The organism is Streptomyces sp. HP-A2021 (assembly GCF_022807935.1).
Taxonomy (GTDB): Bacteria; Actinomycetota; Actinomycetes; order Streptomycetales; family Streptomycetaceae; genus Streptomyces; species Streptomyces afghaniensis.
Genome location: NZ_CP094344.1, coordinates 2,167,389 through 2,181,040, shown reverse-complemented (window position 1 = coordinate 2,181,040; position 13,652 = coordinate 2,167,389). Strand labels below are relative to the sequence as shown.

At 71.5% G+C, this 13,652-nt stretch carries 11 protein-coding genes; 9 read left to right on the top strand and 2 right to left on the bottom strand.

The genetic code is table 11. The features are described 5' to 3' along the window. The first annotated feature begins 99 nt into the window (after positions 1-99). Positions 100-687: a transcriptional repressor gene (locus MQE23_RS10045; protein ID WP_037674624.1), complete on the top strand. Its 588-nt coding sequence runs from the start codon at positions 100-102 to the stop codon at positions 685-687. A 94-nt stretch (positions 688-781) separates the two neighbouring features. Here the strand turns inward: MQE23_RS10045 and MQE23_RS10040 are convergent, their stop codons facing one another. Further along, positions 782-1,822, bottom strand: coding sequence for a LacI family DNA-binding transcriptional regulator (locus MQE23_RS10040; protein ID WP_020277810.1), 1,041 nt, complete (start codon positions 1,820-1,822; stop codon positions 782-784). Positions 1,823-2,135: 313 nt separating this feature from the next. On the opposite strand from MQE23_RS10040, the gene MQE23_RS10035 reads away from it, so the two are divergent. From MQE23_RS10035 to pntB, 8 genes are all read left to right on the top strand, one after another. After that, the gene (locus MQE23_RS10035) at positions 2,136-3,440 is read left to right on the top strand and encodes an ABC transporter substrate-binding protein (protein ID WP_020277809.1); all 1,305 of its coding nucleotides are present in this window, start codon (positions 2,136-2,138) and stop codon (positions 3,438-3,440) included. An 11-nt stretch (positions 3,441-3,451) separates the two neighbouring features. Beyond that, positions 3,452-4,516, top strand: coding sequence for a sugar ABC transporter permease (locus MQE23_RS10030; RefSeq protein WP_243378918.1), 1,065 nt, complete (start codon positions 3,452-3,454; stop codon positions 4,514-4,516). Further along, the gene (locus tag MQE23_RS10025) at positions 4,513-5,346 is read left to right on the top strand and encodes a carbohydrate ABC transporter permease (RefSeq protein ID WP_020277807.1); all 834 of its coding nucleotides are present in this window, start codon (positions 4,513-4,515) and stop codon (positions 5,344-5,346) included. Before MQE23_RS10030 ends, MQE23_RS10025 begins: the two co-directional genes overlap by 4 nt. A 36-nt stretch (positions 5,347-5,382) precedes the next feature. Continuing rightward, positions 5,383-7,044: a glycoside hydrolase family 13 protein gene (locus MQE23_RS10020; protein ID WP_020277806.1), complete on the top strand. Its 1,662-nt coding sequence runs from the start codon at positions 5,383-5,385 to the stop codon at positions 7,042-7,044. A 21-nt stretch (positions 7,045-7,065) separates the two neighbouring features. Then, on the top strand, positions 7,066-7,893 hold the full coding sequence (locus tag MQE23_RS10015; protein WP_243378917.1) for an AraC family transcriptional regulator: 828 nt from the start codon (positions 7,066-7,068) through the stop codon (positions 7,891-7,893). A gap of 64 nt (positions 7,894-7,957) precedes the next feature. Beyond that, positions 7,958-8,410, top strand: a complete 453-nt coding sequence (locus MQE23_RS10010; protein WP_020277804.1) for a VOC family protein — start codon at positions 7,958-7,960, stop codon at positions 8,408-8,410. A gap of 192 nt (positions 8,411-8,602) precedes the next feature. Further along, the gene (locus tag MQE23_RS10005; RefSeq protein WP_243378916.1) at positions 8,603-10,162 is read left to right on the top strand and encodes a Re/Si-specific NAD(P)(+) transhydrogenase subunit alpha; all 1,560 of its coding nucleotides are present in this window, start codon (positions 8,603-8,605) and stop codon (positions 10,160-10,162) included. Positions 10,163-10,168: 6 nt separating this feature from the next. Then, complete coding sequence (pntB, locus tag MQE23_RS10000; protein ID WP_020277802.1) at positions 10,169-11,602, top strand: Re/Si-specific NAD(P)(+) transhydrogenase subunit beta; 1,434 nt, start codon at positions 10,169-10,171, stop codon at positions 11,600-11,602. An 11-nt stretch (positions 11,603-11,613) separates the two neighbouring features. On the opposite strand, the gene MQE23_RS09995 is transcribed toward pntB, so the two are convergent. After that, positions 11,614-13,626, bottom strand: coding sequence for an FtsX-like permease family protein (locus tag MQE23_RS09995; RefSeq protein WP_243378915.1), 2,013 nt, complete (start codon positions 13,624-13,626; stop codon positions 11,614-11,616). Between the last annotated feature and the right edge of the window lie 26 nt (positions 13,627-13,652).

Sequence of the window (13,652 nt, the reverse complement as noted above, 5' to 3'; positions counted from 1 at the left end):
GTGACACGCGAGGCAGGCCGGGACGGTCGTCGACGTGAAAACCATGTTCATCTAGCATGGGGGGCCGACGAACGCGCCGGTCGAGCGAGGAGTCCAGTGGTGGGCGAAGCGGAGGAGAGCCCGGCCGTGGAGCGCATCCACACGCCGGGCCTGCGCAGTACGTGGCAGCGCCGGGCCGTGCTCGACACCCTGGGCCGCTGCCGCGAGTTCGTCTCCGCGCAGGAACTGCACGCGCTGCTGGTCGACTCCGGCAGCACCGTCGGACTCACCACCGTCTACCGCACCCTGCGCGAGCTGGACCGCGCAGGGTTAGTCGACGTCGTGCGCGACGAGGGAGGCGAGCGGCTCTACCTGGGGCGGCAGGCCGGCGAGCACCGCCACTACCTCATCTGCCGCCGCTGCGGCCGCAGCCGGCCCGTGGACGCGGAGGCCGTCGAGGAGTGGGCCGCCCGGCTCGCCGGGACCACGGGCTTCACGGAGCTGGAGCACACCCTCGAACTGAGCGGCGTCTGCGGCCCCTGCGGACGCGGGCCGACCACGGCCTCCTGCCCGCCGCCCCGCCCGCCCGGCCGGTCAGCCGGGGAAGCGGGCCGTGCCCGTCAGGACGCGTACGTCGAGGTCGGTGACCGAGTCGGCGGTGAGCCGGGCGGTGAACTCGGCGCGCACCCGCTGGACGGCGGGCGGTGACAGTCCGGCCGGCATGCGGCGCGTCCCGTCGCCGGTGGCCGGCTCCCAGCCTGTGTCCGGGGGCAGGGGGCGTCGAACCGCACGGCGACTGCCGTCAGACCGGCGGCAGCCGGGACGGCTCCTCGGCCGTGCCGCGCGGCGCGGGCGGCGGGGCCGTGGTCGTCCGGGGGATCACATGGGTGGGCAGCATGACGTGCCGTTCGCGGTCCCCGCCGGGGTCGTTGACGAGTGACAGGGCGAGCGCGCCGGCCTCCCGGCCGATGGCCGAGGGCGACTGGGCCACGGTCGTCAGATCGAACCACTGGGCCAGCGGCTGGTCGTCGAAGCCGACCACGGACACCTGCCCGGGCACCTCGACACGCGTCGCGCGCAGCGTCCAGATCATGGCGACGGCCACCTCGTCCTGCTCGGCGAAGACCGCGGTGGGCGGCTCCCGCAGCCCCAGCAGCCTGCCGACCGCCTCGGCGGCGCCCCGCTTGTCACCCGCCGGGGTGGCGACCACCAGATCGTCGTCCAGGGGCAGACCCGCCTCGGTCAGCGCCTGCCGGTAACCGACCAGCCGCTCCTGCGAACTGAAGGAGAAGCCGCCCGTGCCCACCGTCCGTACGTAGGCGATCCGGCGGTGGCCGAGGTTGAGCAGATGCCGGGTGCCGCGCAGGGCGCCGGCCACGTCGTCGACGTAGACGCTCGGACGTCCGTCGACGTGCTGGCTGACGTACACGACCGGCATGCCGAGACCGTCCAGCCGGGCGGTCTCCTCCTCGGTGAGGTCGAAGGAGAACACCAGCAGCGCGTCCGCGTTGCGCCGCGCGGGAAGGTGCTCGAAGAACGCCGTGCGCTCGGCCATGCCGGGGATCACATAGACCGTCAGTTCCATGCCGGCGGCCCGCAGGACGAGGGCGAGACCCGACAGGGCCGCGCCCACGAACCACGAACTGAGCGTGGGCACCAGCACCGCGATGTTCCACGTCCTGCCCGTCACCAGGCTGGCGGCATGGCGCGAGACCGCGAAGTTCAGCTCCCGGGCGGCCTGTTCGACGCGGGCGCGGACCTCCGGCGAGACGGTGGACAGGCCGCGCAGAGTGCGCGAGACCGTGGAGGTGGAGACCCCGGCCCGTTCGGCGACGTCAGCCATCGTGGGGTGCCGCTGACCTGGTGGCATGCGCCGGACGCTAGCACAGGAACCCTGCGCTCCACGGCACTTGGTGACAGCGCTGTCTCACCTGATTCTTGCCTTCTTACCACGCCGCGACGCATTGACTTCCCGGCCGGGCACTCCTAGCGTGCAAACGTTGTCTCGACAGGTTCGAAGTCGCCCCGGAGGGACGCCTCTTATCCGCTGTGAGCTGCGGTTTTTATCAGCGGAATGCCGTGGCAACGCAATCTCATGACCAAAGCCATTCCGGGGGAACAGACACGACTTCGGTCCATCACGACCAGGAGAGACAGTGAAGACCAGCACCGCCAGAGCGATCCAGTGTTCCGCAGCGCTCGCCGCCGCCGGACTCCTCCTCACCGCCTGCGGCTCGTCCGGCGGCAGCGGCTCCGGACAGTCCGCGCAGTCCGCGCCGGTGTCGTTCAAGGGCCGCGGCCCCATCACGTACGTCGCCGGGAAGGACACCACCGGCACCGTCCAGACGATCATCAACCGCTGGAACAAGGCGCACCCCAAGGAGAAGGTCACCTTCATCCAGCTGCCGACGGACGCCGACTCGCAGCGCCAGCAGATGATCCAGAACGCGGAGACGAAGTCCGACGCCTACACGGTGCTCGCCACCGACGTCGTGTGGACGTCGGAGTTCGCCGCCCACCAGTGGATCGAGCCGCTGCCCGCGAACCAGTTCCCGCTCGGCAAGATGCTCCAGCCGGTCGTGCAGACCGGCCAGTACCGCGGCAAGCTCTACGCCGTCCCCGCCAGCTCCAACGGCGGCCTGCTGTTCTACCGCACCGACCTGCTGAAGAAGGCCGGCGTCACCCAGGCCCCCACCACCTGGGCCCAGATGACCGCCGACTGCGCCAAGGTGAAGAAGCTCCCCGAGGCGAAGAACATGTCCTGCTACGCCGGGCAGTTCCAGAAGTACGAGGGACTGACGGTGAACTTCGCCGAGGCAGTGAACTCCGCCGGCGGCAAGATCGTCGACGCCGACGGCAAGCCCGACGTCGACACCCCGCAGGCCAAGAAGGGCCTGGACTTCCTCGTCGACTCCTTCAAGGACAAGACGATCCCGAAGGAGGCCATCACCTACCAGGAGGAGGACGGCCGCCAGGCCTTCCAGGCAAGCAAGCTGATCTTCCTGAACAACTGGCCCTACGTGTACTCCCTCGCCCAGAAGAGCCCCGTCAAGGGCAAGTTCGCCGTCGCGCCCCTGCCCGGCCTGAACGGCCCCGGCGCCTCCAGCCTCGGCGGCTCCAACCTGGCCCTGTCGTCCTTCGCCAAGAACAAGGCCACGGCACTGGACTTCATGAAGTTCTTCACCAGCGAGGAGAGCGCCACCTACTTCCTCAAGAACGCCTCCCTCGCCCCGCCCTACGCCGACCTCTACGACAACGCGTCCCTGGACAAGCAGTATCCGTACCTGCCCGACCTCAAGCAGTCGATCACGAAGGCCGTGCCGCGCCCGCGCGTCGTGCAGTACGGCGACGTGACCGCCGCGATCCAGAACGAGGTCTACGCCGCGCTCACCGGTAAGAAGAGCAGTACACAGGCGCTGAAGGACCTCCAGGGGGACCTTCAGAAGCTGACGGCGCAGTGAGGCCGCGGGTCATGGCCGACACCGCGATCCCGCCCGACACCGCCCCGCACGCGCCCGGGACGGCGGCCCGCCGCCGCCCCGGGCGGCCCCCGGTTCCCGAACGCCCCCGGCGCCGCCGCTCCCGGGCCACCGCGGGCACCGGCAGCCTGGCCGCACTCCTGGTCTCCCCGACGCTGCTGGTGCTGACGGTCGTCGTGCTCTACCCGACGCTCATGGCACTCGACGAGTCCCTGTACGGACCGAAGGGCCTGGACCCGAAGACCGGGTTCATCAGCAACACCGAGCCGTTCGTCGGGCTGAAGAACTACACCGACATCTTCACCCAGGCCGGCGACCGCTTCTGGAACGCCTTCTGGAACACCACCTTCTTCACCGTCGTCACGGTGTCGCTGGAGACCCTGATCGGGGTCGCCATGGCACTCATCATGCACCGGGCCTTCCGGGGCCGGGCCGTGGTGCGGGCCGGCATCCTCGTCCCCTGGGCGATCCCCACGGCCATCTCCGGACTGCTCTGGAAGTGGATCTTCAACGCCGACGGGATCGCCAACGTCCTCATCGGCCACCAGGTCCTGTGGACCGCCGACGGCTTCTCCGCCAAGATCGCGGTCGTCATCGCCGACGTGTGGAAGACCGCCCCCTTCATCGGCCTGCTGGTCCTGGCCGGCCTCCAGGTGATCCCGAAGGAGGTCTACGAGGCGGCCCGGCTCGACGGGGCCGGCGCCCTCCAGCAGTTCTGGCGCATCACCCTCCCCTTGGTGAAGCCCGCGCTGATGGTGGCGGTGCTCTTCCGCTGCCTTGACGCGCTGCGGATGTTCGACCTGCCCTACATCCTCATCGGCGCCCAGAAGGGCTCCGTCGAGACGCTGTCGATGCTCGCGCAGAACGAGGCGTCCAACGTCCGCTTCGGACCGGCCTCCGCGTACGCGGTCCTCCTCTTCCTCTACGTCTTCCTCATCGCGCTCGCCTTCGTCCGGCTGCTCGGCGCCGACCTCATCGGGGGCGCCGGCGGGACGAAGAAGCGCAAGGGCCACGCGGTCAGGACGCCGCGCCGCCGAGTCCGGGAGGTGACGGCATGACCCTTTCGGCCAAGTGGCGGCAGTGGCTGCCCTATCTGGGCATCGCCGTGGTGGTGGCCTACTGCCTGGCCCCGTTCTACTGGATGCTGGTCTCCAGCCTGCGCAGCACCGGCGACATCTTCAGCACCTCGCTGTTCCCCTCGCGGGTGTCGTTCGAGAACTACCGGTCGGTGTTCAGCCCGGGCCAGGGCTTCACCAGGGCCCTGCTCAACAGCCTGGTCGTCGCCGGCATCACGACCGGGATGTCGCTCCTGCTCGCCACGTTCACCGCGTACGCGATGGCCCGGCTGGAGTTCCGTTTCAAGCGGCTGATCCTCACGCTGATCATCGCCACCTCGATGTTCCCGGTGGTGTCGATCGTCGTGCCGCTGCTGAAGCTGTTCACCGACATCGGCTGGATCAACACCTACCAGTCCATGATCGTGCCCAGCATGTCCTTCACGCTGCCGCTGGCGGTGTGGAACCTGACCACGTTCTTCCGGCAGATGCCCGACGAACTGGAACACGCCGCCATGGTCGACGGCTGCACCCGCGGCCAGGCCTTCCGCAAGGTCATCGTCCCCCTCGCGGCACCGGGCATCTTCACCACCGCGATCATCACCTTCATCGCCGCCTGGAACGAGTTCCTCATCGCCCTGTCGATGACCAACAAGCCGAGCATGCAGACCGCGACCGTCGCCATCTCCAAGTTCTCGGGAGCGACCACGTACCAGACGCCGTTCGGCAGCCAGATGGCCGCGGGCGTCGTGGTGACCATTCCGCTGGTCGTGATGGTGCTGCTGTTCCAGCGTCGTATCGTCGCCGGGCTCACGGCCGGCGCGGCGAAGTAACCCCCGTCTCCCCCCCCGTCTTCCGCAAGGAGCCTCGTGTCCCCCACCGCACCCTGGTGGCGCAGTGCCGTCATCTACCAGGTCTACATCCGCAGCTTCGCCGACGGAAACGGTGACGGCGTCGGTGACATCGCCGGCATCCGCTCCCGCCTGCCGTATCTGAAGTCCCTCGGCGTGGACGCCATCTGGATCAACCCCTGGTACAAGTCGCCCATGGCCGACCACGGCTACGACGTCGCCGACTTCCGCGCCATCGACCCCCGCTTCGGCACCCTCGCCGACGCCGAACAGCTCATCACCGAGGCGCACGAGCACGGGATCCGCGTCATCCCCGACATCGTGCCCAACCACACCTCCGACCAGCACGCCTGGTTCCAGGCCGCGTTGGCCGCCGGGCCCGGCAGTGCGGAACGCGAGCGTTACGTCTTCCGCCCCGGCCGCGGACCCGACGGCACCGAGCCCCCCAACGACTGGGTGTCCTGCTTCGGCGGGCCGGCCTGGACCCGGCTGCCCGACGGCGACTGGTACCTGCACCTGTTCGCACCCCAACAGCCCGACCTGAACTGGCAACACCCCGAGGTGCGGGCGGAGTTCGAGTCGATCCTGCGGTTCTGGTTCAGCCGGGGCGTCGACGGCTTCCGCATCGACGTCGCCCACGGCCTGATCAAACACCCGGAGCTGCCCGACCTGCCGCCCCGCGCGGAACCCGCGGTGACGGGCCCGCTCACCCGCCGGGACGAGATCCGCCGGCACCTCGACCATCCGCACTGGGACCGGGACGAGGTGCACGAGATATACCGGGCCTGGCGCAAGGTCGCCGACGAGTTCCCCGGCGACCGCTCCTTCGTCGCCGAGGCCTGGGCCGACACACCGGAACGACTGGCCGCCTACGTCCGCCGGGACGGCCTGCACACCGCCTTCAACTTCGACTTCCTCATGTGCGGTTGGGACGCCAAGGACCTGCGCGCCGTCATCGACGACTCCCTCACGATGCTGGGCTCCGTCGGCGCGCCTGCCACCTGGGTCCTGTCCAACCACGACGTCATGCGCCACCCCAGCCGCTACGGCCGTACCGCATCGCAGAGCTGGATCGTCAACGCCCGGTTCGAGCCCGACGGTCCCCTCGACCTGGACCTGGGCATCCGGCGTGCCCGGGCCGCCGCCCTGCTGATGCTCGCCCTGCCCGGCGGCGCCTACGTCTACCAGGGCGAGGAACTCGGCCTCCCCGAGGTCGAGGACCTGCCCGAATCCGCCCTCCAGGACCCGATCTGGGAGCGCTCGGGCCACACCGACCGCGGCCGTGACGGCTGCCGCGTGCCCATCCCCTGGTCGGGCCAGGCCGCCCCGTACGGCTTCAGCCCCGACGACACCACGGCCGAACCCTGGCTGCCACAGCCCGCCGACTGGGCCGCACTGAGCGCCGAGGCCCAGACCGGCGACCCCGCCTCCATGCTGGAGCTCTACCGCACGGCCCTGCGCATCCGCCGCGAGCACCCCGCCCTCGGCGACGGCACGATGACGTGGCTGGAAGCTCCCGAGGGAGTGCTGTCCTTCAGCCGCGAGCCCGGCTTCCGGTGCGTGGTCAACCTCTCCGCCGAGCCGTACGAACTGCCCGCACACGCCGAGCTCCTCCTGGCCAGTGGCCCGCTCGAGGACGGCCGGCTGGGGCCCGATCAGGCGGTGTGGCTGGCGGTGTAGCGGAGATCCTAGGCTGGGCACATGGCTCGCACGGCGGAGGAGATTCCCGTCTCCCTCACGGTCCGGCCGTCGGCGCCGGCGCTCGCGCCGCTGATCGGTGCGCTCGGCTATGTCGAGGGGCGGTTCGCGCACTCCGCCGAGCTGGCCCTGCCGACGGGCGGGGCGCAGCTGCTGGTGAACCTCGACGGGGACACCCTGTCCTCGTCGGACCGGCGGACCCGGGGTGCGGCATTGCAGGGGCCGTACACGGAGCCTGCGGTGATCGACCCGGCGCAGCAGCGTGCCGTCGTGTGGGTGGCGTTCCGTCCCGCGGGGGCGTATCCCTTCCTCACCGACCCGGTCAGTGTGGTCCAGGGGCGGCTCGCCGGGCTCGACGAGCTGTGGGGCACGGACGGTGCGGTGCTGCGCGAGCGGCTGCTGGAGGCCATGGCCGCCGGTGGCCCGCAGGCGGGTCTGCGGGAGCTGGAGACGGTCCTGCTGCAGCGGGCGGAACGTCCCCTGGAGCCCGACCCGGCGGTCCGGCTCGCCGCGGCGCTGCTCGACCGCGGAACGCCCGTGGCCGAGGTCGCCGACCGGCTCGGCTGGACCTCCAGGCGGCTGGCCCGCAGATGCGCCGAACAGCTGGGACTCCCGCCGAAACGGTATGCGCGGGTACGGCGCTTCCAGCGGCTGCTGGGCCGGGTGAACGCCGGGTCCGGGGAGCCGGACTGGGCGCTTCTGGCCGCGGAGTGCGGCTACCACGACCAGGCGCATCTGATCCACGAGTTCCGCGCGCTCGCGGGGATCACCCCGACCGCGTACGCGCCGCGCTCGCCCGGGGAACGCAACCACGTTCCGCTCGGCGGGTGACGGGTCCTGCCCGGCCGGCCGTTTTCTACAATCCACGGCCGCCCGGACCGGCGATCGTGAGGGCATGACGAACGCAACCGACAAACCGACCCTCACCCGCCTCTACGCCCGGCTCGTGGTCTCCGACGGGCCCCGGGCGGTCGACTTCTACCGGACCGCGCTGGGCGCCGAGGAGATCGAGCGGTACACCGACCCCGACGGGAAGATCGTGCACGCCATGCTGCGGCTCGGCGACGCGGTGATCGCGGTCAAGGACGCCGATGAGAGCGATCCGGCGCCGGACTCGCTCGGCGGCAGCCCGGTGATCATGGCCCTGGACGTGTCCGACGCCGACGCCGTGGCCGAGGCCATGCTGCGGGCGGGAGCGAGCGTGGTGTACCCCGTCGCCGACCAGCACTACGGGCAGCGCGGCGGCCGTCTCGCCGACCCGTTCGGCCATCTCTGGATGATCTCCCAGACGATCGAGGAGCTGACCCCCGAGGAGATCCAGCAGCGCACGACCGACCTGTTCACGTGAGTCGGTGATGTCGCGGGCCAGGCGTCCGCGTCACGTCAGCGATACTCCACGAAAGCCTCCCACGGCAACCCCTGGGCGGTGTGAGGACGACCTCGTCGGCCATGTGACCACGGCCCGCCACGGACACGGCGTCGAACGTGCAGGATGCGGGCACCAAGGAGGACAGGCACCCGAACGACGGAGAGGCAGACGATGGTCCCAGCGGAACCGGAACCCCAGCGGATCGGCATACCCGCCGAGTCCACTGCGGGCGAGACCAGGGTGGCGGCGACGCCGGCCACCGTGGGAAGACTTGCCGCACTCGGCTACGAGGTGGTGGTCGAACCGGGGGCGGGGGCCTCGTCCCGCTTCTCCGACGCGGCCTACGAGGAGGCGGGAGCCCGGCTCGGCGACCCGTGGCAGACGGAGATCGTGCTCAAGGTGAACGGCCCCTCCAGCGAGGAGATCGGCCGGCTGCGGGACGGGGCGACGCTGATCGCGCTCATCGGCCCCGCGCTGCACCCGGAACTGGTCGACGAGCTGGCGCGGCGGCCGATCACCGTCCTCGCCATGGACGCCGTGCCGCGCATCTCGCGCGCCCAGTCCCTGGACGTGCTCAGCTCGATGGCGAACATCGCCGGATACCGGGCCGTGGTCGAAGCCGCGCACGCCTTCGGCCGGTTCTTCACCGGCCAGGTGACCGCCGCCGGCAAGGTGCCGCCCGCCAAGGTGCTGGTCGCCGGTGCCGGGGTGGCCGGGCTCGCCGCGATCGGCGCCGCCCGCAGCCTCGGCGCCGTGGTCCGCGCCACCGACCCCCGGCCCGAGGTCGCCGAGCAGGTGCGCTCGCTGGGCGGGGAGTTCCTGACGGTGGGCGTCGAGCAAGAGGTGAGCACCGACGGCTACGCGAGGGCCACCTCGGAGGACTACGACCGGCTCGCCGCGCAGCTGTACGCCGAGCAGGCCGCCGACGTCGACATCATCATCACCACCGCGCTCATCCCGGGCCGCCCGGCGCCGAGGCTGGTCACCGCCGAGGACGTCGCGCGGATGAAGCCCGGCAGCGTGATCGTCGACATGGCGGCGGCCCAGGGCGGCAACGTCGAGGGCACGGTCGCCGGGAAGGCCGTCGTCACCGACAACGACGTGACGATCATCGGCTACACCGACCTGCCCGGCAGGCTCCCGGCCCAGGCCTCGCAGCTGTACGGCACCAACGTCGTCAACCTGATGAAGCTGCTCACCCCGGGCAAGGACGGCCGGCTCGTCCTGGACTTCGACGACGTGGTGCAGCGGTCGATGACCGTGGTCCGCGACGGCGAGAAGACCTGGCCGCCGCCCCCGGTCCAGGTGTCCGCCGCACCCGCACCCGCCCCGGCCGGCGGTACGGAACCGGCCGCGCCCGCCACGGCACCGGCGAAGCCCGCCCGCCCCGCGTGGTCCTCGTACGCCCTCGTAGGCGCCGGAGCGCTCGCGCTGTTCCTGGTGACGGCCTTCTCGCCGAGCGAACTCATCGGCCACTTCACGGTGTTCGTGCTGGCGATCGTCATCGGCTTCTACGTCATCGGCAACGTGCACCACGCGCTGCACACCCCGCTGATGTCGGTCACCAACGCCATCTCCGGGATCGTCGTGGTCGGCGCACTGCTCCAGATCGGGCACGGGAACACCGCCGTCACCGTGCTGTCGTTCGCCGCGATCCTGCTGGCGAGCATCAACATCTTCGGCGGATTCGCCGTCACCCGCCGGATGCTCGGCATGTTCTCGAAGGGCTGATCACGGATGACCACAGTCACGGCCTCAGAAGCCGCCTACGTCGTCGCCGCGCTGCTGTTCATCCTCAGCCTCGCCGGGCTCTCGCAGCACCGGACCTCCCGCTCGGGAGTCGTCTGGGGCATCGCCGGCATGGTCGTCGCCCTGGCCGCCACCGTCGGCCTCGCGTCGAAGGACATCACCGCCACCGGTCTCGTGCTGATCGCCGTCGCCACCGCCATCGGCGCGGGCATCGGACTGTGGCGGGCCCGGGTGGTCGAGATGACCGGCATGCCCGAGCTGATCGCCATCATGCACAGCCTCGTCGGCCTCGCCGCCGCGTTCGTCGGCTGGAACGGCTACCTCGACGTCGACGCCGAGCTCACCGGTTCGCTGCTCGGCATCCACCACGCCGAGGTGTTCATCGGGGTGTTCATCGGCGCCGTCACCTTCACGGGTTCCGTCGTCGCCTACCTGAAGCTCTCGGCGCGCATCAACTCGCGCCCGCTCACGCTGCCCGGCAAGCACGTCCTGAACATCGGTGCGCTGGTCGCCTTCGTCGCCCTCACCGTCGCGTTCGTGGCCCGCCCGAACATGGGTCTCCTCATCGCGGTCACCGTCATCGCCCTCGCCCTGGGCGCGCACCTGGTCGCCTCCATCGGCGGCGGTGACATGCCGGTGGTCGTCTCCATGCTCAACAGCTACTCCGGCTGGGCCGCCGCCGCCTCGGGCTTCCTCCTCGCCAACAACCTGCTCATCGTCACCGGCGCGCTGGTCGGCTCCTCCGGTGCCTACCTGTCGTACATCATGTGCAAGGCGATGAACCGCTCCTTCATCTCGGTGATCGCGGGCGGCTTCGGGACGCCGGCTGCGGCCGCGGACGACGGCGAGCACGGGGAGCACCGGGAGATCAGCGCGGAGGAGACCGCGGAACTGCTGCGCGACGCCTCCTCGGTGATCATCACCCCGGGCTACGGCATGGCGGTCGCCCAGGCCCAGTACCCGGTCGCGGAGCTGGCGCGCAAGCTGCGCGAGCGGGGCATCGAGGTGCGCTTCGGCATCCACCCCGTCGCCGGCCGGCTGCCCGGGCACATGAACGTGCTGCTCGCCGAGGCGAACGTGCCGTACGACATCGTCCTGGAAATGGACGAGATCAACGACGACTTCGCCGCCACCTCGGTCGTCCTGGTCATCGGCGCCAACGACACCGTCAACCCGGCCGCCACCGACAACCCGGCCAGCCCCATCGCCGGCATGCCGGTGCTGCACGTGTGGGAGGCGGCCAACGTGGTCGTCTTCAAGCGGTCGATGGCCGCCGGCTACGCCGGTGTGCAGAACCCGCTGTTCTTCCGGGAGAACAGCCAGATGCTCTTCGGCGACGCCAAGCAGCGCGTGGAGGACATCCTGCGCAGCCTCGACGCCCTCGACGCGCCTGTCCGGGAGATGGCCGGCACCACGCGCTGAAGGGCCGTCCGTCAGTCCGCGGTCTGCGCCGGGTCGGCCGTCACCCGGCGCAGCAGCGGCCTGCTGCCGCCGATCGCGGCGAGCATCGCCAGCGCGCCGACGGCCACGCAGGCGGCGAGCTGGAGGGCGCCGGCGCCGTCGACGGTGGCGCCGGCCGCCTTGTCGAGCTGGTAGCCGCCGAAGACGCCCATGGCGGTCGTGCCGCCGGCCAGCACGAGCAGGGGCAGGACCGTCTCGCGCACCCGCGCCCGGTCCAGCACCTTCAGCGGGGCGCCGGACAGCCGCAGCAGCCCGTAGACGCGGCGCCGGTCCAGGACGCTTGCCGCCGCGGTCAGTCCCGCCGAGGCCGTCGCCACGAGGAAGCTCATGATCAGCGTGGCGGTGCTGACGGTCGCGATGCGGTCGGTGACGGCGGCGTCGGGCGCGGACACGTAGTCCTGTGTGACCGGGAACCGGCCCTCCCCGAGCGGCGTCAGGGCGGTGGCGGCGGCGTCGATCCGCTCGGTCCCGCCGGAGACCCGGGCGACCACGCCGGGGTTGCCGAACAGCACGCTGCCGTCGAAGTTGTCGTCGCCCACGGTGCGCACGGTCGCTTCGAGGCCCGCCCGGTCCAGCAGCGCACGGGCCTCGGTGGCCGTGTGCCGGGCGTCGGCGGCGTTCTCGGTGATCACCGCGACCTGGTCGGGATGCTCGGGGAAGCCGATGTCCAGCCGGCTGACGGAGAAGAACCCGGCGACGAAGCCCGCGAGCACAAGGCCGCTGACGGTGCGCCAGGCGCCGCGCGGGTCGTCGCTGAGCCTGCGGGCCGCCAGCAGGGTGGCCGGGCGGCGGGCGAAACGGCCCGCGACCCGTCCGAGCCGGTCCACGACCCATGGGCCGAACAGCCAGAACGCCCCGTAGAACAGGGCCAGCAGCACGATCATCCGGCGGCTCGTCAGACGGCCGCCGGTGCTCTGCATGATGTAGACGAGGGCCGCGGCGAACAGCACGAGCCGGATCATGCGGGTGCGCCGCGGGTCGGCCTGCTGGGCCACGCCGAGGGGCGACTTCGCCACCTGGCGCAGCATCGTCACCGCGCTGGCCGTGAGGAGGACCGTGACCCCCAGCACGACCGCCGCGAGCCACGGCAGACCGACCCACAACTGGCCGGTGTACCAGGCGCCGACGCCGTAGGGGATCTCGGCGAGGGCGGGCAGCAGCACCACATGGGCGACAGCGCCCGAGAGGGCACCGGCGGCGCCCACCGCCGCCGCCTCGACCGCGGTCATGGCGAGGATCTGCCGCGGGGTTGCCCCGGCCAGCCGCAGTGCGGCGAGCCGCTGTTCGCGCCGGGCCGCTCCGAGCCGTCCGGCCGCGGCGGCCAGCACCACGACGGGCACCACCAGCAGCACCGCGCCGAGCAGCGCCGTCTGCTGGTCGGCGCCCGTGAACATGCTCGGCTCGGAGCCGGCGAAGCCGGTGATCCCGGCACGGGCGGTCCGGCCTTCGTCGTACCAGCCGTCGCCCTCGGCCGCCGCGGAGACCGCGGGATCGCCGGGCGCGCGTCCGACGACGGCGACCAGTTCGTCGGGGGAGGCGAGCCCCGCCGCGCCGATCGTGCCGTACCGCGCCGGCTCGGGAAGGCGGTCGGCGAACTGCTTCGCGGGCAGTTCGCGGATCAGCCCGGCCAGGGCGGGGGAGACGTACACCTCGCCCCTCTTCGGGAAGGCGCTCAGGCCGGGCGGTGCCGGCGTGGGCCGCCGGTCCGGGAGCTGGGCGAGACTGACGACGGTGACGGGCCGGTGGCGCACATGGGTCGAGGTCACGGCCTGGACGGCGGTCGCCGACCCGGCGGGTGCCGCATCCGGCATGCGCCAGGTGGTGCGGTCGGCACGGGCGCCGGAGCCGAGGCAGGCGGCGAGCATCAGCAGCAGCACGAAGGCGCCGACGGCGGCGGCTCCGGCGGCGAGCAACTGGCTCTGGAAGCCACGGCGGCCGGCGGACCGGGCGAGGTGCCAGGTCAGGGGAAGGACAGGGGAACGCATGGTGGTCTCCGGTGGCGCGCGGGCGG

Excerpts from the sequence above, each read along its gene's own strand:
- MQE23_RS10005 (WP_243378916.1), top strand. The coding sequence starts at position 8,603 with ATGGTCCCAGCGGAACCGGAACCCCAGCGGATCGGCATACCCGCCGAG.
- pntB (WP_020277802.1), top strand. The coding sequence starts at position 10,169 with ATGACCACAGTCACGGCCTCAGAAGCCGCCTACGTCGTCGCCGCGCTG.
- MQE23_RS10010 (WP_020277804.1), top strand. The coding sequence starts at position 7,958 with ATGACGAACGCAACCGACAAACCGACCCTCACCCGCCTCTACGCCCGG.
- MQE23_RS10015 (WP_243378917.1), top strand. The coding sequence starts at position 7,066 with ATGGCTCGCACGGCGGAGGAGATTCCCGTCTCCCTCACGGTCCGGCCG.
- MQE23_RS10030 (WP_243378918.1), top strand. The coding sequence starts at position 3,452 with ATGGCCGACACCGCGATCCCGCCCGACACCGCCCCGCACGCGCCCGGG.
- MQE23_RS10040 (WP_020277810.1), bottom strand. The coding sequence starts at position 1,822 with ATGGCTGACGTCGCCGAACGGGCCGGGGTCTCCACCTCCACGGTCTCG.
- MQE23_RS10025 (WP_020277807.1), top strand. The coding sequence starts at position 4,513 with ATGACCCTTTCGGCCAAGTGGCGGCAGTGGCTGCCCTATCTGGGCATC.
- MQE23_RS09995 (WP_243378915.1), bottom strand. The coding sequence starts at position 13,626 with ATGCGTTCCCCTGTCCTTCCCCTGACCTGGCACCTCGCCCGGTCCGCC.